Here is a 19,810-nt window from a genome sequence, read left to right as displayed (position 1 = left end):
TCCGAAATGCGCGTAGCCCTTTACCAATGTCCACCGTTGCCCCTGGAGGTTGCCGGCAACCTGCAACGCTTGCACCAGCTTGCGCTGGAGGCTAAAGGCGCCGATTTGCTGGTGCTGCCGGAGATGTTCCTGACTGGCTACAACATTGGCGTCGATGCCGTCAGCGTGCTGGCGGAGGTGTACAACGGTGAGTCGGCGCAACAGGTCGCGCGCATCGCCAAGGCGGCCGGGATCGCCATCTTGTATGGCTATCCCGAGCGCACCGAGGACGGGCAGATCTACAACGCCGTGCAGTTGATCGACGCCAATGGCGAACGCCTGTGCAACTACCGCAAGACGCACCTGTTCGGCGACCTCGACCGCTCGATGTTCAGCCCCGGCACCAACGATTTTCCGGTCGTTGAGCTCAACGGCTGGAAGCTCGGTTTCCTGATCTGCTACGACCTGGAGTTCCCGGAAAATGCCCGGCGCCTGGCCCTCGAAGGCGCCGAGCTGATCCTGGTGCCGACGGCGAACATGATTCCCTTCGATTTCATCGCGGATGTCACCGTCCGCGCCCGCGCCTTTGAAAACCAGTGTTACGTGGCCTACGCCAACTATTGCGGGCACGAAGGCGACATCCACTACTGCGGCCAGAGCAGCATCGCCGCACCGGACGGCAGCCGCATCGCCCAGGCCGGCCTTGATGAGGCATTGATCGTCGGTGAGCTGGATCGTCAGTTGATGGTCGATTCCCGCGCCGCCAATCGCTACCTCCTCGATCGCCGCCCCGAGCTTTACGACGCGCTGAACAAGCACTAATCCGCTAGCATTGGCACTTCACTGTTCTGGAAGTGCCCATGCCTGCGCTGAATCACCCTCGCCCCCCTTCTGAAACCCTGGCCAACGGTCTGCGGGTGACGCTGCGTCATGCGCCGGATTTGAAGCGCTGTGCAGCGGCGTTGCGAGTCGCCGCGGGCAGCCACGATGTGCCGCTGGCCTGGCCCGGCCTGGCACACTTTCTCGAGCATCTGCTGTTTTTGCACACCGAGCGTTTTCCTGCGGGCCAGGGGTTGATGGCCTACGTCCAGGGTCATGGCGGGCAGGTCAACGCGCGCACCAATGAGCGCACCACCGACTACTTCTTCGAATTGCCGACGCAGGCATTGGCCGGTGGGCTGGAGCGTCTGTCAGACATGCTCGCTCACCCGCGCATGAATCCGGACGATCAGCAGCGCGAAAGAGAAGTGCTGCAGGCCGAGTTTATCGCCTGGTCCCAGGACGCCACGGCCCAACAGCAACTGGCGCTGTTCAACGGGCTGAGTGAAACGCATCCATTGCGCGGCTTTCACGCCGGCAACCGCGACAGCCTTCCGATATCGCAGCCGGAGTTTCAGCACGCCTTGCAGGATTTTTATCAGCGCTTTTATCAAGCCGGGCAGATGACGCTGAGCCTGGCGGGCCCGCAAAGTCTCGAAGAGCTGACAGCGCTGGCCCAGGCTTTTGCTGATGCGATACCTGCGGGCAGCACGATCGCGCAACAAGCGCCTGCGCCTCTGATGAGCACTGCCGACAACCGTTATCAACAGGTGGACGCCCATCGCCTGCATCAGTTGTTCGCCCTCGAAGCACTGCCCGACTCATCGGCTGACGCATTGGCGTTCCTGTGCCATTGGCTCAACAGCGCCAAGCCCGGCGGGCTGCTGGCCGGTTTACGCGACCGGGGCTGGGCCACTCACCTGAAAGCGGCGCCGCTGTATCAATTTGCCGGGCAAGCCTTGTTGCATATTGAATTCACGCTGAGTGCCGGTGCACCTTCAACGGCGATTCGCGAGCAGTTGCTGGATTGGCTGGGCTTTTTCGCCCGGCAAGACTGGAGCGCGTTGAGCACCGAATACGCCGCCCTGCTGCAATGCCAGCAGCACGTCGCCACAGCCCTGCAACTGGCCCGACTGGACAGCGAACAACGCGAAGCCGGGTTATCCGAACAGGGGGCGACAGCCCTCAGGCATGTGCTGAATCAAATCGGCGCTGTGGATAACTTCAGCGGTCAATGGCAACTGCCGACACCCAATCCCTTCCTGCGCTCCGACGCGCCCGCCCCCAACGCCGGCCTGATTCGTGGCCAGACCAGCGCCCACCGTGGCTTGCGCACCTTTGCCCAGGATCGCTCGCGCACTCGTCGCGAACGCTCGCCCATGCAGTTCAGCCAGGCGTTGTCGGACAGCGGTGCACAAGGGGCCGTGTATCTGCGTTGGCGTCTTGATGCGGCACCGAGCACTCTCCTGCAATCGGGTCTGGACAATCATCTGCAACCATTGCGCGAAGAGGCGCGGCAGGCGGGTGTGGATGTCTCGTTCACCGCCTCGGGCACTGAATGGTTGCTGAAGATGACCGGACTGCAGGAGCCGATGCCCGTTGTACTGGAGCATGTGCTGAAAGCGCTGGCGAAACCTGAAATCGCCGGTTCGCAGGATGAATCAGCGTTGATGCCCATTCGGCAGCTGCTCAAGGCGCTGCCCGGTTGCTGCCTCGCGCCCTGCGCACGCTCTGATGATCTGCAACAACTCTGGTCAGGCGCCCGCTGGGATGGCTTGGCGATAGGCTTGTCGGCGCAGACCCAAGCGGCCATGGGCGTGGCATTGAGCCGCATCCCCGGCACGCCGGACAGTCAGCTGACACCGCCGCCATCGAGCCAGTCGCAACCTCTGTGGAGCACCATCGATACCGGCACCAGCGAACACGCGTTGTTGCTGTTTTGCCCATCCGCGAACGCGATCGCTGACGAAGCCGCGTGGCGCCTGCTGGCACACGTCTGCCAGACGCCGTTCTACCAGCGCCTGCGGGTGGAATTGCAACTCGGCTATGCGGTGTTCAGTGCCTTGCGCCAGATGCACGGGCAGACCGGACTGCTATTCGGTGTGCAATCACCCAGTGTCGAGCCGGTCGACCTGCTGCAACACATCGAGCAGTTCCTGGACGGGTTACCGCCGATGATCCGGGACATCGATGACGAGAGTTTCATCGCCCTGCGCCAGACCCTGGCCGACCAGTTCGCCAGTACCGTGTTGCCCGACGCCCAAGCGGCCGAACTGCTGTGGCAGGGCAAACTGGCGGGCCGCTCGTCGGATTATCTGAGTCAACTGCCCCAGGCAATTCTGCTGCTTGATCGACCGACACTCATCGCCGCTGCCCAACGCCTGAAACAGGCCGAAGGCGGCTGGCGCTGCCTGTCCAACGGGAGTTGCCCCGGTTCGCCCTGGCAAGTGACAAAATGATCGTTACTGGGGCCGCAATTAACTTTCTCGAACATTTGCGGCCAATTATTGTGAAATTTTAAGTAACATAGCTGCCTAACTATCTGAACATCTCCCGCTGGAGGTGGACTATATGTATAGATCTCAACTGTCCCATCACCTGAAGGAGCGCTCCATGTCCTGGTCCAAACCTGCTTACACCGACCTGCGTATCGGCTTTGAAGTCACCATGTACTTCGCCAGCCGTTGAGTCCTGCCGCCAGGCAGAACATGCGGTTCAACGCCTCGGTTCGCCGAGGCGTTTTTATTTTCAGCTGTTGAGTGATGGGAGCCTCCATGTTTGTCCAGATCCTGGGATCCGCCGCCGGTGGCGGTTTCCCCCAGTGGAACTGCAACTGCGCGAACTGCGCAGGTTTTCGTGACGGTAGCCTGAATGCCAAGGCACGTACCCAGTCGTCCATCGCAATTTCCGATGACGGGGTCAATTGGGTGCTGTGCAACACCTCGCCGGACATTCGCGCCCAACTTCAGGGTTTCGCGCCGATGCAACCGGGCCGCGCACTGCGTGACACCGGGATCAGCGCGATCATTCTGATGGACAGCCAGATCGACCACACCACCGGCCTGCTCATGCTGCGCGAAGGTTGCCCGCATCAGGTCTGGTGCACGGACATGGTCCACGAAGACCTGAGCAGCGGCTTCCCGCTGTTCAACATGCTGAGCCACTGGAACGGCGGCCTGACCTGGAACCGCATCGAACTCGACCAGAGCTTCAGCATCCCGGCTTGCCCCAACCTGCGCTTCACCCCGCTGCCGCTGCGCAGCGCCGCGCCGCCCTACTCGCCCCATCGCTTCGACCCGCACCCGGGCGACAACATCGGCCTGATCGTCGAAGACCTCAACACGGGCGGCAAACTGTTCTACGCACCGGGCCTGGGCAAGGTCGATGCGCCGTTGCTGGAGATCATGGCCGGCAGCGATTGCCTGCTGGTGGACGGCACGCTGTGGGACGACGACGAAATGCAGCGCCGTGGCGTCGGCACCCGCACCGGGCGGGAGATGGGTCACCTGGCACAGAACGGCCCCGGCGGCATGCTCGAAGTGCTGGAGCAACTGCCCACGCAGCGCAAAGTCCTTATCCACATCAACAACACCAACCCGATTCTCGATGAAGATTCGCCGCAACGCGCGGAACTGGATCGGCGCCAGGTTGAAGTGGCGTATGACGGCATGAGTATTGTTTTGTAAGTAGCCGAGACCGCTGCGCGGTCCATCGCCAGCGGGCTGGCTCCCACAGAGGGAACGCGATCACTGTGGGAGCCAGCCTGCTGGTGATGAGGCCGGTGCAGACACCACAGAATCCATCGGTTGCCCCCGGAGAACCGCAATGACCGACACCCCGATGTCCCCCGCCGAATTCGAAGCCGCCCTGCGCGCCAAGGGTGCCTACTACCACATCCATCACCCTTACCACGTGGCGATGTATGAAGGCCGGGCGACCCGCGAGCAGATTCAGGGCTGGGTCGCCAATCGCTTTTACTATCAGGTGAACATCCCGCTCAAGGACGCCGCCATTCTTGCCAACTGCCCGGACCGCGAAATCCGTCGCGAGTGGATTCAACGCCTGCTCGACCATGACGGTGCGCCCGGCGAGGACGGCGGCATCGAAGCCTGGCTGCGCCTCGGTCAGGCCGTCGGCCTCGACCCGGATCAACTGCGCTCCCAGGAACTGGTACTGCCCGGCGTGCGTTTCGCCGTGGACGCCTACGTCAACTTCGCCCGCCGCGCCCGTTGGCAGGAAGCCGCCAGCAGTTCGTTGACCGAACTGTTCGCGCCGCAGATCCACCAGTCGCGCCTGGACAGCTGGCCGCAGCATTACCCGTGGATCGACCCGGCCGGCTACGAGTATTTCCGCACGCGCCTGGGTCAGGCGCGACGCGATGTCGAGCATGGCCTGGCCATCACCCTGCAGCACTACACAACGCGCGAGGGCCAGGAGCGCATGCTGGAAATTCTCCAGTTCAAACTGGACATTCTTTGGAGCATGCTCGATGCCATGAGCATGGCTTACGAACTCAAGCGCCCGCCGTATCACAGCGTGACCGAACAACGGGTCTGGCATAAAGGAATCACCTTATGAGTTTCGATCGCAGCAAGACCCCGACCTGGCGGCCCGGCTACCGCTTCCAGTACGAACCGGCGCAGAAAGGCCACGTGCTGCTGTACCCCGAAGGCATGATCAAACTCAATGAAAGCGCCGCACTGATCGGTGGCTTGATCGATGGCCAGCGCGATGTCGCGGCGATCATCAATGAGCTCGACAACCAGTTCCCCGGCGTGCCCGAACTCGGTGACGACATCGAGCAATTCATGGAGGTTGCCCGTGCGCAGCACTGGATCACCCTTGACTGATCTGCCGCCCAAGCCTGAGGTTGGTCTGCCGCTGTGGCTGCTCGCCGAGCTGACCTACCGCTGCCCGCTGCAATGCCCGTACTGCTCGAACCCCCTCGACTTCGCCGAACAGGGCAAGGAGCTGAGCACCGAGCAGTGGATCAAGGTATTTCGCGAGGCGCGGGAGATGGGCGCGGCGCAACTGGGTTTCTCCGGCGGCGAACCGCTGGTGCGCCAGGACCTCGCCGAGCTGATTGCCGAGGCGCGCAAGCTGGGCTTCTACACCAACCTGATCACCTCCGGCATCGGTCTGACCGAGCAGAAGATCAGCGACTTCAAAAAGGCCGGCCTCGATCACATCCAGATCAGCTTCCAGGCCAGCGACGAGCAGGTGAACAACCTGCTGGCCGGGTCGAAAAAGGCCTTCGCGCAGAAGCTCGAAATGGCCCGCGCGGTGAAGGCCCACGGCTATCCGATGGTGCTCAACTTCGTGACCCATCGGCACAACATCGACCAGATCGACCGCATCATCGAGCTGTGCATTGCGCTGGAAGCGGACTTCGTCGAACTCGCCACTTGCCAGTTCTACGGCTGGGCACAGCTCAACCGTGTGGGCCTGTTGCCGACCAAAGAGCAACTGGTGCGCGCCGAACGCATCACCAACGAATACCGGGCAAAACTCGAAGCCGAAGGTCATCCGTGCAAGCTGATTTTCGTCACCCCGGACTATTACGAAGAACGCCCGAAAGCCTGCATGAACGGCTGGGGCAGTATTTTTCTGACGGTCACCCCGGACGGAACCGCACTGCCCTGTCACGGCGCCCGACAACTGCCGGTTCAGTTTCCCAACGTGCGCGACCACAGCATGCAGCACATCTGGTACGACTCGTTCGGCTTCAATCGCTTTCGCGGCTACGACTGGATGCCTGAGCCCTGCCGCTCCTGCGACGAGAAAGAAAAGGACTTCGGCGGCTGTCGCTGCCAGGCGTTCATGCTCACCGGTGATGCAAGCAACGCCGACCCGGTGTGCAGTAAATCGCACCATCACGGCGTGATCCTCCAGGCCCGCGAAGATGCCGGGCACGCCACTCAGACCATCGATCAACTGGCCTTTCGCAATGAACGAAACTCACGCCTCATCGCCAAAAGCTGAACCCTTCAGCGCGGCCAACGCCGTCGCCGCCGGTGTCGACTTTGCCGAGCTACAGGCCGGCGCCAACGGCCTGTTCTGGAACGAATACCGCCCGCAAGATGGCGCCTGCCGAATCTGGCACTGGCGCAATGGCACGGCGAAATGTCTGACGCCACCAGGGTTCAGTGTGCGCAGTCGGGTGTACGAATATGGCGGTGGCGCGTTTTGTCTGACTGACGACGGCGTCGTTTTCGTCAACGAGGCCGACCAGCAACTGTATCGGCAATCGTTGCAGGGCGAACCCGAAGTGCTGACATCAGGAGTGTGCCGTTATGGCGATCTTCAGTTCGCCCAGGGTCAAGTGCTGGCGGTAGAAGAGAACCGCGACCGACATCGCCTGGTGGCGATTGATCTGACGGACGGCGGACGGCATTTATTGGCCGAGGGTGCGGATTTTTACGCGGCACCCACGCTGAGCCCGGATGCCCGTCGCCTGGCCTGGGTCGAGTGGGATCGCCCGCATCAGCCCTGGACGGCGACGCGCTTGATGGTCGCCGAACGCCAGCGCGATGGCGGGTTTTCACCGCCCTGTTGCGTCGCCGGTGACGACGCTCAAGAGTCTCTGCAACAACCACGATTTGACGACAGCGGGCGCTTGTATTGCCTGACCGATCGCGGCGGTTTCTGGCAACCCTGGGTGGAATCCAGCGAGGGATTGAGCCCGTTACCCAGTGCCGCTGCCGATCATGGTCCCGCGCCCTGGCAACTCGGTGGCTGCACCTGGCTGCCGCTGGGCGGGGCCGGCTATCTGGCCACTTGGACGGAAGGTGGTTTTGGCCGATTGGCGGTGTGTGGCGACAACAACGAGGACTTCACGGGCGAATACAGCCGCTTCCGCCATCTCGCTGTGGATAACCAGTTCATCTACTGCATCGCGGCATCGCCGATCAGTTCGTCAGCGGTGATCGCCATCGACCGCCAGACCCGTGAGGTGAACACACTCGCCGGCGGCATCACACCACTACCTGCCGAGCAGATCAGCCTTCCACAAACCCTGCGTTACCCGAGTGGTTCGGGCGAAGCTCATGGCTTCTTCTACCCGGCGATGACGGGCGAGGCCAAACCGCCGCTGGTGGTGTTCATCCACGGCGGCCCGACATCGGCGTGCTATCCGATGCTCGATCCGCGCATTCAGTACTGGGCGCAACGGGGTTTCGCCGTGGCCGATCTCAACTACCGCGGCAGCAGCGGCTATGGGCGAGCCTATCGCCAGGCCCTGCATTTGAGCTGGGGCGACGTCGACGTCGAAGACGCTTGCGCAGTGGCCAGTCACCTCGCCGAACGTGGATTGATCGACGGCGACAGAGCGTTCATTCGTGGCGGCAGTGCCGGCGGTTACACCACGCTGTGCGCACTGGCGTTCCACAAGGTCTTCCGCGCCGGCGCCAGCCTCTACGGGGTCAGCGATCCTGTCGCCCTGGGCCGGGCGACCCACAAGTTCGAGGGGGATTATCTGGACTGGCTGATCGGTGATCCGGTGCAAGACTCCGAGCGCTATACCGCACGGACGCCATTACTGCATGCGAGCAACATCAGCGTGCCCGTGATCTTCTTTCAGGGCGAACTGGATGCGGTGGTGGTGCCGGAGCAAACCCGCGAGATGGTCACAGCGCTACAGAACAACGGCATTGCCGTCGAAGCCCATTACTACGCTGACGAACGCCATGGCTTTCGCAAGGCGGGCAATCAGGCCCATGCGCTGGAACAGGAATGGTTGTTTTATCGACGGGTGATGGAGCACGCCGGCTGAAATCGGCGGTGCTCCAGTCGCTGATCGCGATGTCTGATACGCCGCAAACTCAACGCTTGGCGATGATGTAAACCGCATGCACGATGCCTGGAATGTAACCGCACAACGTCAGCAGAATGTTCAGCCAGAACGCGCCGCCAAACCCGACTTGCAGAAACACGCCCAGCGGCGGCAACAGAATGGCGATGATGATACGAATGAAATCCATGGGGCCAGCTCCTGATTGAAGTCGGCTCATGCGAGCCTCACACACAATCGACCTGCGCCGCTGGTCAGGGTTCAGCCCCGTTTCTCAAGCCAGGATCTCCAGGCCATGCTTCTGCACGATACTCAGCAACTTCAACGCCATGCCGCTGGGGTGTTTGGCCCCCGCCTCCCATTGCTTGACCGTTGAAGCGCTGGTGTTCAAGTACCGTGCGAATACCGGCTGACTGACATTGTTGCGTTCGCGCAGCGCTTTGATCTGCTCCGCGGGAATTGCGTCCGGTACGGTAGCGAGGCATGACTCATCGAATTCACGCATGGTCGCCTTGCTGATTGCACCGATGGTGTACAAGGCGCTGGCCGATTCGTGGATTGATTCCGCTATTTCACTTTTGAATTTTTTACTCATAAGGTATCTCCACAAACTCCTGCATATCCAGCAAACGCTGGACTTCCAACTCGGTCAGCCCTCCGTAAGTCTTGGCTAACTCGCGTAAATCGACCAATTGCCGGGGGCCAATATTACTGAGGTCTTTCTTGGCATAAAGAAACTGATAAACCCAATTACGGCCACCTTTAGCCAGGATAATCGAGCGATGGCGATTGGCGTTCAAGCGTTTTTTCCAGACCCCGCCGCCGAGATTGTCCGCCTGCCCATTGAGCGTTTCGACGAATGCCTCCCGAAGCTCCTCATCGCTGATCCACGCCTTCCCGGCAAGCATCGCGAACCGTTTTGTCTTGAATAACCTTACTGACATCGGCATCCCTTCCGCAAAACATACCACCCAGTGGTATAGAACTCAAAACCAGCTTCCCAACACATAGTTTCGCTGGCATCGACACTCCTTGCCGACGCCCGACTAAAAAACCATTAACCCAAGCATCCCTCAAGCGCCGGAACACGCCTGGCAAAACCCAGCCACAAAAAAAACGCCCCACGCCAAAAAAATCCAGCGTGGGGCGTGCGTTATACCGCGAGACGGTTCGGGGATTCGTGCAGGGTGTATCTGATCAGACGGCGATTCCTTTGCGGCACTGCAACTGGGCAGTGCGTACACGGGAGAAGGCACGGGCCAGTCGCAGGAGCATTTCGTCGATGTTGGCTTTGCTGACATTCAACGCCGGTGTGAAGCGCAGGCAGTCAGGTTGCGGGGCGTTGAGCAACAGGCCCTCGTAAAGCGCAGCCTTGACCACGGCGTCGGCGGAATCATCGGACAAGGTCAGACCCCAGAGCAGGCCTTGTCCGCGTAACTCGCCGTGTCCATAACGACGCGCCAGACGCTGCAGCCCTTCACGCAGATGCTGGGCACTTTGCCCGACATGCTCGAGAAATCCCTTGTCGTGCACGCTGTCGAGCACGGAGAGCCCCGCCGCTGTCATCAAGGCATTGCCGTGATGAGTACCGGTGATTTCACCGGTTTCAAAACAACAGGCCTTGCCCCGCGCCAGCAACGCCGCCACGGGCACGCCACCGCCCAGCCCTTTGCCGAGCACAACGATATCCGCCCGCACGCTGTAGGACTGTTCGGCAAGCAAAGTGCCGCAGCGCCCGATGCCGGTTTGCACTTCGTCGAGGATCAACAGGATGCCGAGTTCACGACACAGGCGCTCGACGCCTTTGAGGTAATGCGCGGTCGCCGGTATCACGCCGGCTTCGCTCTGGATCGGCTCGAGCATGATGGCGACGGTGCGCTCATCCACGGCCGCGTGCAGCGCTGGAAGATCGTTGAACGGAACGTGGCTGAAGCCCGGCAGCTGCGGCTCGAACCGGTTGACCTGCATCGAACTGTCTGACGCGGAGATCGTCGCCAGACTGCGACCATGACAGCCGTTATTGGCGACGATGATCCGCGAAGCGCCGCCGCGATGCTGTTGGCCCCATTTGCGCGCCAGCTTGATCGCCGCCTCACAGGCTTCGCTGCCACTGTTGAGCAGGTAGGCCTGGTCGCTGCCGGTGCTGACACACAGGCGCTCAGCGAGGTTCAGCATGCCGCGGTTATGCAAACCGAAACCGGGGTTGATCAGTGTTTGTGCCTGCGTCGCGATGGCATTGACCAGTGCCTTGGGGCTGTGTCCAAGGCTGTTGGCGCCACCACCTTGGGAGAAATCCAGATAAGCCCGGTCATCGTTGTCCCACAACCAAGAGCCCTGGCCGCGGACAAAAACCTGTTTCGGTCGTTCGACACTGGGCATCAGGCACTCACTGGAAAGGTTGTCGCCCCTGGACTGAAAGGAAGCGTGCGCCACTAGATCATCAAGGCTCGGTGAGTGACGACGCAGATTGAACAAATTCATCCGTTCAATCTCCGTTTTGGATTTTTTGCCTTACCTATGTCAACACCATCGAAGCAAACGGTAATCATCGCGCTTTGTGGCCCTGTAAGCCTTGTGAATACGGTTAGACTAGGCTCAGGCAAGGCCTTTGGCCATTTCGATTTCTCAACATTTTCGATAAGTATTACTTATGGATTTTAAACAACTGCGTTATTTCGTCGCGGTCTACGAAGAGGGCCATGTGGGCCGTGCTGCCGAGCGGCTGTCCATCTCTCAACCGGCGCTGTCCCAGCAGATCCGGCAACTCGAACAATCGCTGGACGTGACCCTGTTCGAACGCAGCAGCAAACGACTGTTGCCGACGCTGGCGGCACATACCCTGTACAACCACGCCTTGCCCCTGCTTGATGGCTTGCAACGGGCGCGGGAGGCGCTGGGCAATTTCAAGGGGCAAGCGCTGCGCACACTGGCGATTGGCGTTTTGCAGACCGTGCATACCAGCCTGGTGCCGCAGATGCTCGAACGGGTGCGCAAGGCGCAACCGCATCTGGTGGTGCAGATCTATGAGTTGACCGGCCTGGAAGTCGAGCGACGCCTGCTCAATGGCTCGCTGGACATCGGCATCAGCTACCTGCCGCCCCGGCAGCCTGGTTTGCACGGCGTGATGCTGTACGAAGATGAGCTGACGCTGGTCATCCCGGCGGACCATCCGCTGCGGGAATTCAAGAAAGTATCCATGAGCCAGGCCGCCGAGCTGCCCATGCTGCTGCTGGGCGAGGAGTTTCAAGTACGGCAGATCTGGCAAACGCAACTGGCCAGCATGGGGAGACGCCCTCAGGTACAAGCCGAGCTGAACAACATGGCGGGGATTCTCGACAGCCTGCCGCACACGCGATTGGCGACGGTATTGCCTGGGCGCTCGCAAAAAGCCCACGGCAGCAAGGACCTATTATGGAAACCCCTGAGTGAACCCCGGGTACCGCTGAAAATCGGACTGGTGTGTCGGGATGTGCAACGGCAACAGGCCTCGATGGCATTGTTGCGAACATTGCTGGAGGAAGTGATAAATCGACCGGATGAGCGCTTGAACACCCCACCGGCACTGGATGGACTGAGCTGAGTACTTTTTTGCGGGCATAAGAAAACCCCGCCGAAGCGGGGCTTTGCAGACTGTTTCCCTGACATCCATTTCACTCCGCCGTCCTGGCAGAATCCTACGTGTCCGTGTTGTAGCTTTGCGCTTCCTGCGCTACGTCCATGTGAAGTAGATTAGCCGTGGATCCAATCTGCTTCTATGGGAGAAGTGCAGCACGTCGTGTAAGAGAATGCTTACATGACGCAACACCTTCAGAATTGCGCTGCATCCAGCAGGAACAGCGACTCGCTGCCAGCCTTCACCGACGCACTCAACGAATGAATTCGCGGCAGCAGCCGGGCGAAGTAGAAACGTGCCGTGCCCAACTTGCTGGCGTAGAAATCGTCCTGCGATTCTTTGCCGAAAGCAGCCTTGGCCATCAGTGCCCACATGTAGGCGTAGGCCGTGTAGCCAAACACTTGCAGGTATTCGACCGACGCGGCGCCGATTTCATTCGGGTTGTTTTTTGCCCGATCCAGCAACCACGCCGTCAGCTCATCGAGGGTCGTCACGGCATCGTTCAGCGGCTTGGTGAACTCCACCAGGTCGGCGCTGGCCGTGGCGGTGAAATGACGAATCTCGTCAGCGAACAGTTTGTAGAACGCCCCGCCGCTGCCGACGATCTTGCGCCCGACCAGGTCCAGCGCCTGAATGCCGTTGGTGCCTTCGTAGATCTGGGTGATGCGCACGTCGCGCACCAGCTGCTCCTGGCCCCATTCGCGGATGTAGCCGTGGCCGCCGAAAATCTGCTGGCCATGTACGGTGGTTTCCAGACCCAGATCGGTCAGGAACGCCTTGGCCACCGGCGTCAGCAACGCCACCAGGTCCTCCGCACGCTTGCGGGTCGTGGCGTCTTCACTGAACTTGGCAGTGTCCAGTTGCATGGCCACGTAAGTCGAGAAAGCGCGGCCGCCTTCGTTCGATGCTTTCATGGTCAACAGCATGCGACGCACGTCCGGGTGGACGATGATCGGGTCGGCCACTTTGTCCTTGTTCTGCGCGCCGGTCGGCGAACGGCTTTGCAGGCGGTCACGGGCGTATTCGATGGCGTTCTGGTAGGAACGCTCGCCCGTCGCCAGGCCTTGAATGCCGACACCCAGACGCTCGTAGTTCATCATGGTGAACATGGCTGCCAGGCCTTTGTTCGGCTCGCCCACCAGATAACCCACGGCTTGGTCGAAGTTCATCACACAGGTCGCGGACGCCTGGATGCCCATCTTGTGTTCGATCGAACCGCAGTTGGCCGGGTTGCGCGCGCCCAGGCTGCCATCGGCATTGACCATGAACTTCGGCACCAGGAACAGCGAGATGCCCTTCGGACCCGCCGGGGCATCCGGCAGTTTGGCCAGCACCAGGTGAATGATGTTCTCGGTCAGGTCATGTTCGCCGCCGGTGATGAAGATCTTGGTGCCGCTGACCTTGTAGGAACCGTCGGCCTGAGGTTCGGCCTTGGTGCGGATGATGCCCAGGTCGGTACCGGCATGCGGCTCGGTCAGGCACATGGAACCGGCCCAGACACCGGCGTACATGTTCGGCAGGTAGGCGGCTTTCAGTTCTTCGCTGGCGTGGGCGTTGATCGACAGACAGGCACCGGCCGTCAGCATCGGGTACAAACCGAACGCCAGGCTGGCAGAGTTGACCATTTCTTCGACCTGAGCCGAAACGGCCTTGGGCATGCCCATGCCGCCGTAGGCCGGATCACCGCCCACGCCGACCCAGCCGCCCTCGGCGTAAGTCTGATAAGCCTGCGGGAAACCGGCCGGCGTGGTAACGGCACCGTCCGCCCAGTGGCAACCTTCTTCATCCGCGGCACGGCTCAGGGGCGCAATGCTTTTGCTGGTGACCTTGCCGGCTTCTTCCAGGATGGCCTCGACCGTTTCCGCGTCGACGGTTTCGGCCAACGCAGGCAGCTCGGCCCAGAGTTTGGCGACCTCGAACACTTCATTGAGGACGAAACGCATATCGCGCAGGGGCGCTTTGTAGTCAGCCATGGCAAACCTCGCAAGATCTAAACGGGTGAATCGTAGGGGGAGTATTTTCGTTGTGTCCGAGTGTAACCCAACAACTTTTGTGACACATAGGGTCAGGCGGTGACCATTTTGTAATGTTTGGTCATCGACCGCGCAGTCATAAAAAAACCCGCAATTACGCGGGCTCCTTTGTCACTGGTTTTAAAGATTAAAGCGCAAACAACTCCGCCGGCAGCTGCATCAGGCAGTCGCTGCCCGCCTCGATCGCCGACCGATGAGCGACTGTACGGGGCAACAGGCGCTTGAAGTAAAACTCGCTGGTCGCCAGTTTGGCCTTGCAGAAATCCGCATCGCCACCGCCCGCTTCCAGCCGTGCCTGGGCCACCAGTGCCATGCGCAGCCACAAATAGCCAAGGATGATGTAGCCGCTGTACATCAGGTAATCCACCGAAGCGGCACCCACTTCATCCGGATTCTTCATCGCCGCCATGCCGACCCTGGTCGTCAATTCGCCCCACTGCTGGTTCAGGCCATTGAGTTGCGCCACATAGCTGGCCAACTGCGGATGTTCGGCGTTCGCCGCGCAAAACTTATGCACGATCTTGGTAAAGCCGCGCAACAACTTGCCCTGGCTGCCCAGGACCTTGCGCCCCAGCAGGTCCAGTGCCTGAATGCCATTGGTGCCCTCGTAGATCGGCGCGATGCGGCAATCGCGTACCAGTTGCTCCATGCCCCATTCACGAATGAAGCCATGACCACCGAACACCTGCATGCCGAGGTTGGTCACTTCCAGGCCGGTGTCGGTCATGAAGGCCTTGCAGATCGGCGTCAGGAACGCCAGCAAGTCTTCAGCGTCCTGGCGTGCGGTTTGGTCTGCGCTCAGGTGTGCAACATCCAGCAATTGCGCCGTGAAGTACGTCAGTGCGCGATTGCCTTCGTTGAAGGCCTTCATGGTCAGCAGCATCCGGCGCACGTCCGGATGGACGATGATCGGGTCGGCCGCTTTGTCCGGTGCTTTGGGGCCGGTGAGCGCGCGCATCTGCAAACGCTCGTTGGCGTACTTGATCGCGCCCTGGAAACTCGCCTCGCCCAGGCACAAGCCCTGCATCCCGGTGCCCAGGCGCGCATGGTTCATCATGGTGAACATGCAGTTCAGGCCCTTGTTCGGCTCGCCGATCAGGAAACCTTTGGCGCCGTCGAAGTTCAGCACACAGGTGGCCGACGCCTTGATGCCCATTTTGTGTTCGATGGAGCCGCAGGAAACACCGTTGCGCTCGCCAACCTCACCGGCGGCATCGGGCAGGAATTTGGGCACGATGAACAGCGAAATGCCCTTGGTGCCGGCTGGTGCGTCCGGCAGCTTCGCCAGCACCAGATGAACGATGTTGTCGCTCATGTCGTGTTCGCCGGCGGAGATGAAGATCTTGCTGCCGGAGATCGCGTAACTGCCATCGGCCTGGGGCACGGCGCGGGTCTTGATGATGCCCAGGTCCGTGCCGCAATGGGCTTCGGTCAGGCACATGGTGCCGGTCCATTGGCCCGCGGTGAGTTTGCGCAGGTAGGTCTGTTTCTGTTCGTCGGTGCCATGGGCGTGGATCGCTGACATGGCGCCGTGAGTCAGGCCGGGGTACATGCCCCAGGACGTGTTGCTCGACGCCACCATTTCGCTGATGACCAGCCCCAGAGAGCTCGGCAGACCCTGGCCACCGTAGGCCGGGTCAGCCGCCAGGCCATGCCAGCCGCCTTCCACATACTGGGCGAAAGCCTGCTTGAAGCCTTTCGGGGTAGTCACTACGCCATTGTCGAAATGGCAGCCCTCTTCGTCACCGCTGCGGTTGAGTGGCGACAGCACGTTCTCGCAGAACTTCGCGCCCTCTTCAAGAATCGCACTGACCATGTCCGCACTGGCGTCAGTGGCCCCCAGTGCGGCGTAATTGCTGTGAAAGTCGAAGACGTGGTCGATCAGAAAGCGCATGTCGCGCAGGGGAGCTTTGTACTCGGGCATGGTCATTTCTCCGGCAGCAGATGATTCAAACCTACTGCTGCCGACCACGCCTCACAATCACAGTCCAGACGCTGAATGCGCCATCATCACTCAACCGCAGCGGCGTCCATGCGCACCGCGCCACGACGAGTCTGACCGAATGCCATGACACAGTTTCGGCCGGCACCCTTGGCGCTGTAGAGCGCCTGATCCGCAGATTTGAGCACTTCTTCAGGGGTGCGTTGTTCAATGCGCTCGGCGACGCCGATGCTCACCGTGACCGACACGCTCGAAGCATTGGAGCCCGAACGGCGCTGGCGTCCCTGACTATCGTCCTGCGGACGGCTGTCCTGGTTACGCAGATGAATGTTATAGGTGGCGATGGATTCGCGGATGACCTCCAGGTGCGGCATGCACTCTTCGAGGGTCTTGCCGGCGAACACCAGGGCAAACTCCTCACCGCCATAGCGATACGCCTTGCCACCCCCACCGATTTTCGACAGTTTGCTGGCGACCAGTCGCAGCACCTGGTCACCGACATCATGGCCGTGGGTATCGTTGAATTTCTTGAAGTGGTCGACATCGCTCATGGCCAGCACGTAGTTGCGCCCCAGTCGCTGCATGCGCTCGTTCAAGGCACGACGCCCCGGCAGACCGGTGAGTTCATCGCGGAACGCCATCTGATAGGCCTCGTGCGCAACGGCGGCGGCGATCATCAGCATCACCTGGCTGCACATGATGTTCAGGGTGAATGGCAGGATGAAGGTTTTCGGCAACATCCAGAACAGTCCGAGCAAGCCCACCAATTGCGCGGCGTGCAGCGGTCGCGGATTGCGCCAGTACTGATACACCAGCAGCAGGAACGAACCGATGAACACCGGGTAGGACAACTGGATCAGGCTCATCCAGGCACCGTGCAACGCCGGCCAGCGGATCTCCGACAGCCAGATCAACAGCGCATGCGGGTAACTTTGCTCCAGCCCCAACGCCACGCTGCCCACGGCCAGCAACACGGCGAAGCGCGCCACCATGTCCTGGAACAGATGCGTACGCTCCTGCCAGGCGGCGAATACGCCGAATAACAACGGCAATAGCAAGCAACACAAGTGGAAGACCACAGCCGCGTCATCGCGCACCTTGCCGTTATCGCGGTAGTAGTCGGTCTGGGTGTCGAGCAGGTAGTAGGCGATGTACACCGTGACCATCAGAAACAGTTCACGCTGACGCCGGTAAACCGCGCAGTAAGAACCGCCGAGCAACAGCACCAGGGTTGGCAGCACGTTGAACAGCGAAGTGAAGAAGACGTTCAGATCCTTGACGTAAGCAGCCGCAAGTCCCGCGAACAACAGCAGTAATGACGGCAGGAAATGACTGAAACGTACAGCGGAAGAACGCGGCAAGGGTAAAGCTCCGACCGTCAAATCAAAAAAGATGGCAATGTGCCCACCACTTTAACGGCAAAATCTCCGGATTGCTGAGTGAATTACTGAGGTATTTTTGTAAAAAAGAGCGTCACTGGCGACGAACGGTCTGCCAGTGACGCAGGGGAAGCCCCGACACGCTGGACGAGTCCCGCTGGCGCTTGAGCATTGCCGAAAAAAAACCGCCAGTCCCGAAGGAATGGCGGCTCTTTGCACGACAGCGTTAAGGCTTAGTAGCCCAGCGCGAAGTCTTCTTCTTTCATGTCCATCAGGTTATTGGCGCCCGACAGCATGGTTGCCACGTGAGTGCGGGTACGCGGCAGGATGCGCTGGAAGTAGAAACGCGCAGTCTGCAACTTGGCGGTGTAGAACGCCTGTTCGGTGGTGCCGGCAGCCAGTTTTTCCGCAGCCAGACGCGCCATGTCGGCCCAGAAGTAGGCCAGGCAGGCGTAACCGGAGTACATCAGGTAGTCCACGGAGGCCGCGCCGACTTCTTCGCGATCCTTCATGGCGGCCATACCGACCTTCATGGTCAGCTCGCCCCATTCCTTGTTCAGTGCAGCCAGCGGTGCGACGAACTCTTTGACCGCTTCGTTGCCTTCGTTGTTCTGGCAGAACTTGTGGACGATCTTGGTGAAGCCTTTCAGAGCCTCGCCTTGAGTCATCAGCACTTTACGGCCCAGCAGGTCGAGTGCCTGGATACCGGTGGTGCCTTCGTACAACATCGAAATGCGGCTGTCGCGAACGTTCTGCTCCATGCCCCACTCGGCGATGAAACCGTGGCCGCCGTAGATTTGCACGCCGTGGTTGGCCGATTCGAAACCGACTTCGGTCATGAAGGCTTTGGCGATTGGCGTCATGAAGGCCAGCAGAGCGTCGGCTTTCTTCTTCTCTTCTTCGTCCACACCGTACTTGACGATGTCGACCTGTTTGGCGGTGAAGTACACCATCGCACGGTTGCCTTCGGCGAAGGCCTTCATGGTCAACAGCATGCGACGCACATCAGGGTGCACGATGATCGGGTCAGCGGCTTTGTCCGGCGCTTTCGGGCCAGTCAGCGAGCGCATTTGCAGGCGATCACGAGCGTATTTCAGGCCGCCCTGGAAACCGATTTCGGCGTGGGCCAGACCTTGCAGCGCGGTACCCAGGCGTGCGGTGTTCATGAAGGTGAACATGCAGTTCAGGCCTTTGTTCGCCGGGCCGATCAGGAAACCGGTGGCCGCGTCGAAGTTCATCACGCACGTGGCGTTGCCGTGGATGCCCATCTTGTGTTCCAGGGAGCCACAGGACACCGCGTTACGCGCGCCGATCGAACCGTCTTCGTTCGGCAGGAATTTCGGCACGATGAACAGCGAGATGCCTTTGGTGCCAGCCGGTGCATCCGGCAGGCGGGCCAGCACGATGTGGACGATGTTGTCGGCCATGTCGTGTTCACCGGCCGAGATGAAGATCTTGGTGCCGGACACTTTGTAGGTACCGTCGGCCTGAGGCTCGGCCTTGGTGCGCAGCATGCCCAGGTCGGTGCCGCAGTGCGGTTCGGTCAGGCACATGGTGCCCGTCCATTCGCCGGACACCAGTTTGGTCAGGTAGGCGTGTTGTTGCTCTGGGGTGCCGTGCTCCGAGATGGTGTTCATCGCGCCATGGGACAGGCCTGGGTACATGCCCCACGACCAGTTGGCTTCGCCGACCATTTCGCTCACCGCCAGACCCAGGGACTCCGGCAGGCCTTGGCCGCCGTGTTCCACGTCGTGGGCCAGGCTAGGCCAGCCGCCTTCGACGAATTGCTTGTAGGCTTCTTTGAAACCGGTCGGGGTTTTAACGCCGGACTCGCTCCAGGTGCAGCCTTCGATGTCACCCACGCGGTTCAGCGGAGCCAGCACCTGCTCACAAAACTTGGCGCCTTCTTCGAGAATGGCGTCAACCATGTCCGGAGTTGCGTCTGCGCAAGCCGGAAGGCTCTGATAGTGCGCTTCGTAGCCAAGCAGTTCGTCACGAACGAAGCGAATATCACGCAAGGGGGCCTTGTAGTCAGGCATAGCGATAAACCTCTGCTGATGTAACCGGGAATGAGCGACCGTATCGATTTGTTATGACGGTCAAACAGTTGTTTGAAACATACGTTTACGCCCAAATCTTGTCAAGCGCCGATCTTTTGCCGTTCGTCATCACTGTTCGGGAATGGCGGACGCACCGATGCGCAACGCCGTTGACCGAGCAACACGCCGTATCGGAAAGATTATTTTTGGCAAGAAG

At 60.5% G+C, this 19,810-nt stretch carries 17 protein-coding genes; 9 read left to right on the top strand and 8 right to left on the bottom strand.

Annotated features, from left to right (window positions below; all coding sequences use genetic code 11):
• Window positions 1-6 precede the first annotated feature (6 nt).
• From AC1Q6D_RS02560 to AC1Q6D_RS02525, 8 genes are all read left to right on the top strand, one after another.
• The gene (locus tag AC1Q6D_RS02560) at window positions 7-801 is read left to right on the top strand and encodes a carbon-nitrogen hydrolase family protein (protein ID WP_103404123.1); all 795 of its coding nucleotides are present in this window, start codon (window positions 7-9) and stop codon (window positions 799-801) included.
• A gap of 38 nt (window positions 802-839) precedes the next feature.
• Window positions 840-3,257 (top strand): pyrroloquinoline quinone biosynthesis protein PqqF, encoded by a 2,418-nt coding sequence (pqqF, locus tag AC1Q6D_RS02555; RefSeq protein WP_103404124.1) that lies wholly within the window; start codon window positions 840-842, stop codon window positions 3,255-3,257.
• 154 nt (window positions 3,258-3,411) lie between these two features.
• Window positions 3,412-3,486 (top strand): pyrroloquinoline quinone precursor peptide PqqA, encoded by a 75-nt coding sequence (gene pqqA / locus AC1Q6D_RS02550; protein WP_009045898.1) that lies wholly within the window; start codon window positions 3,412-3,414, stop codon window positions 3,484-3,486.
• An 86-nt stretch (window positions 3,487-3,572) separates the two neighbouring features.
• Window positions 3,573-4,484, top strand: a complete 912-nt coding sequence (gene pqqB / locus AC1Q6D_RS02545) for a pyrroloquinoline quinone biosynthesis protein PqqB (RefSeq protein ID WP_103404125.1) — start codon at window positions 3,573-3,575, stop codon at window positions 4,482-4,484.
• A 139-nt stretch (window positions 4,485-4,623) separates the two neighbouring features.
• Window positions 4,624-5,376, top strand: coding sequence for a pyrroloquinoline-quinone synthase PqqC (gene pqqC, locus AC1Q6D_RS02540; protein WP_103404126.1), 753 nt, complete (start codon window positions 4,624-4,626; stop codon window positions 5,374-5,376).
• Window positions 5,373-5,648 (top strand): pyrroloquinoline quinone biosynthesis peptide chaperone PqqD, encoded by a 276-nt coding sequence (gene pqqD / locus AC1Q6D_RS02535; RefSeq protein WP_047534197.1) that lies wholly within the window; start codon window positions 5,373-5,375, stop codon window positions 5,646-5,648. The genes pqqC and pqqD overlap by 4 nt, the downstream gene beginning before the upstream one ends.
• Window positions 5,641-6,780: a pyrroloquinoline quinone biosynthesis protein PqqE gene (gene pqqE / locus AC1Q6D_RS02530; RefSeq protein WP_259334686.1), complete on the top strand. Its 1,140-nt coding sequence runs from the start codon at window positions 5,641-5,643 to the stop codon at window positions 6,778-6,780. The genes pqqD and pqqE overlap by 8 nt, the downstream gene beginning before the upstream one ends.
• A complete protein-coding gene (locus tag AC1Q6D_RS02525) occupies window positions 6,746-8,569 on the top strand; it encodes an alpha/beta hydrolase family protein (RefSeq protein ID WP_103404128.1) in 1,824 nt (607 codons plus the stop codon). The genes pqqE and AC1Q6D_RS02525 overlap by 35 nt, the downstream gene beginning before the upstream one ends.
• A 49-nt stretch (window positions 8,570-8,618) precedes the next feature.
• Here AC1Q6D_RS02525 and AC1Q6D_RS02520 read toward each other — a convergent pair whose 3' ends face one another.
• The 4 genes from AC1Q6D_RS02520 to AC1Q6D_RS02505 all read right to left on the bottom strand — a co-directional run bounded on the left by AC1Q6D_RS02520 (window position 8,619) and on the right by AC1Q6D_RS02505 (window position 11,068).
• The gene (locus AC1Q6D_RS02520) at window positions 8,619-8,777 is read right to left on the bottom strand and encodes a YqaE/Pmp3 family membrane protein (RefSeq protein ID WP_003228885.1); all 159 of its coding nucleotides are present in this window, start codon (window positions 8,775-8,777) and stop codon (window positions 8,619-8,621) included.
• An 84-nt stretch (window positions 8,778-8,861) separates the two neighbouring features.
• Complete coding sequence (locus AC1Q6D_RS02515; RefSeq protein WP_090466753.1) at window positions 8,862-9,182, bottom strand: helix-turn-helix domain-containing protein; 321 nt, start codon at window positions 9,180-9,182, stop codon at window positions 8,862-8,864.
• Complete coding sequence (locus tag AC1Q6D_RS02510; protein ID WP_103404129.1) at window positions 9,175-9,531, bottom strand: type II toxin-antitoxin system RelE/ParE family toxin; 357 nt, start codon at window positions 9,529-9,531, stop codon at window positions 9,175-9,177. The genes AC1Q6D_RS02515 and AC1Q6D_RS02510 overlap by 8 nt, the downstream gene beginning before the upstream one ends.
• Window positions 9,532-9,784: 253 nt before the next feature.
• Window positions 9,785-11,068 carry an aspartate aminotransferase family protein gene (locus AC1Q6D_RS02505; protein ID WP_103404130.1) on the bottom strand — a complete coding sequence of 428 codons (1,284 nt, stop codon included), beginning with the start codon at window positions 11,066-11,068 and terminating at the stop codon, window positions 9,785-9,787.
• Window positions 11,069-11,237: 169 nt separating this feature from the next.
• Between AC1Q6D_RS02505 and AC1Q6D_RS02500 the strand changes: the two genes are divergently transcribed.
• Window positions 11,238-12,167, top strand: a complete 930-nt coding sequence (locus AC1Q6D_RS02500; RefSeq protein ID WP_103404131.1) for a LysR family transcriptional regulator — start codon at window positions 11,238-11,240, stop codon at window positions 12,165-12,167.
• Between the two features lie 227 nt (window positions 12,168-12,394).
• On the opposite strand, the gene AC1Q6D_RS02495 is transcribed toward AC1Q6D_RS02500, so the two are convergent.
• The 4 genes from AC1Q6D_RS02495 to AC1Q6D_RS02480 all read right to left on the bottom strand — a co-directional run bounded on the left by AC1Q6D_RS02495 (window position 12,395) and on the right by AC1Q6D_RS02480 (window position 19,593).
• Window positions 12,395-14,173: an acyl-CoA dehydrogenase C-terminal domain-containing protein gene (locus tag AC1Q6D_RS02495; RefSeq protein WP_103404132.1), complete on the bottom strand. Its 1,779-nt coding sequence runs from the start codon at window positions 14,171-14,173 to the stop codon at window positions 12,395-12,397.
• A gap of 187 nt (window positions 14,174-14,360) precedes the next feature.
• Window positions 14,361-16,157, bottom strand: coding sequence for an acyl-CoA dehydrogenase C-terminal domain-containing protein (locus AC1Q6D_RS02490; RefSeq protein ID WP_103404133.1), 1,797 nt, complete (start codon window positions 16,155-16,157; stop codon window positions 14,361-14,363).
• 86 nt (window positions 16,158-16,243) lie between these two features.
• On the bottom strand, window positions 16,244-17,536 hold the full coding sequence (locus AC1Q6D_RS02485; RefSeq protein ID WP_103404134.1) for a GGDEF domain-containing protein: 1,293 nt from the start codon (window positions 17,534-17,536) through the stop codon (window positions 16,244-16,246).
• Window positions 17,537-17,787: 251 nt separating this feature from the next.
• On the bottom strand, window positions 17,788-19,593 hold the full coding sequence (locus AC1Q6D_RS02480) for a phenylacyl-CoA dehydrogenase (RefSeq protein WP_103404135.1): 1,806 nt from the start codon (window positions 19,591-19,593) through the stop codon (window positions 17,788-17,790).
• Window positions 19,594-19,810: the final 217 nt, after the last annotated feature.

It is taken from the genome of Pseudomonas sp. MT92 (assembly GCF_058792515.1).
The sequence above is the reverse complement of the archived record's forward strand: the minus strand, read 5'-3'. Positions and strand labels throughout refer to the sequence as shown.

Coding starts and splice junctions, on each gene's coding strand:
- AC1Q6D_RS02510 (WP_103404129.1), bottom strand. CDS start 9,531: ATGTCAGTAAGGTTATTCAAGACAAAACGGTTCGCGATGCTTGCCGGG.
- pqqD (WP_047534197.1), top strand. CDS start 5,373: ATGAGTTTCGATCGCAGCAAGACCCCGACCTGGCGGCCCGGCTACCGC.
- AC1Q6D_RS02560 (WP_103404123.1), top strand. CDS start 7: ATGCGCGTAGCCCTTTACCAATGTCCACCGTTGCCCCTGGAGGTTGCC.
- AC1Q6D_RS02480 (WP_103404135.1), bottom strand. CDS start 19,593: ATGCCTGACTACAAGGCCCCCTTGCGTGATATTCGCTTCGTTCGTGAC.
- AC1Q6D_RS02500 (WP_103404131.1), top strand. CDS start 11,238: ATGGATTTTAAACAACTGCGTTATTTCGTCGCGGTCTACGAAGAGGGC.
- AC1Q6D_RS02515 (WP_090466753.1), bottom strand. CDS start 9,182: ATGAGTAAAAAATTCAAAAGTGAAATAGCGGAATCAATCCACGAATCG.
- pqqB (WP_103404125.1), top strand. CDS start 3,573: ATGTTTGTCCAGATCCTGGGATCCGCCGCCGGTGGCGGTTTCCCCCAG.
- AC1Q6D_RS02495 (WP_103404132.1), bottom strand. CDS start 14,173: ATGGCTGACTACAAAGCGCCCCTGCGCGATATGCGTTTCGTCCTCAAT.
- AC1Q6D_RS02520 (WP_003228885.1), bottom strand. CDS start 8,777: ATGGATTTCATTCGTATCATCATCGCCATTCTGTTGCCGCCGCTGGGC.
- pqqC (WP_103404126.1), top strand. CDS start 4,624: ATGACCGACACCCCGATGTCCCCCGCCGAATTCGAAGCCGCCCTGCGC.
- pqqF (WP_103404124.1), top strand. CDS start 840: ATGCCTGCGCTGAATCACCCTCGCCCCCCTTCTGAAACCCTGGCCAAC.
- AC1Q6D_RS02525 (WP_103404128.1), top strand. CDS start 6,746: ATGAACGAAACTCACGCCTCATCGCCAAAAGCTGAACCCTTCAGCGCG.
- AC1Q6D_RS02490 (WP_103404133.1), bottom strand. CDS start 16,157: ATGCCCGAGTACAAAGCTCCCCTGCGCGACATGCGCTTTCTGATCGAC.
- AC1Q6D_RS02505 (WP_103404130.1), bottom strand. CDS start 11,068: ATGAATTTGTTCAATCTGCGTCGTCACTCACCGAGCCTTGATGATCTA.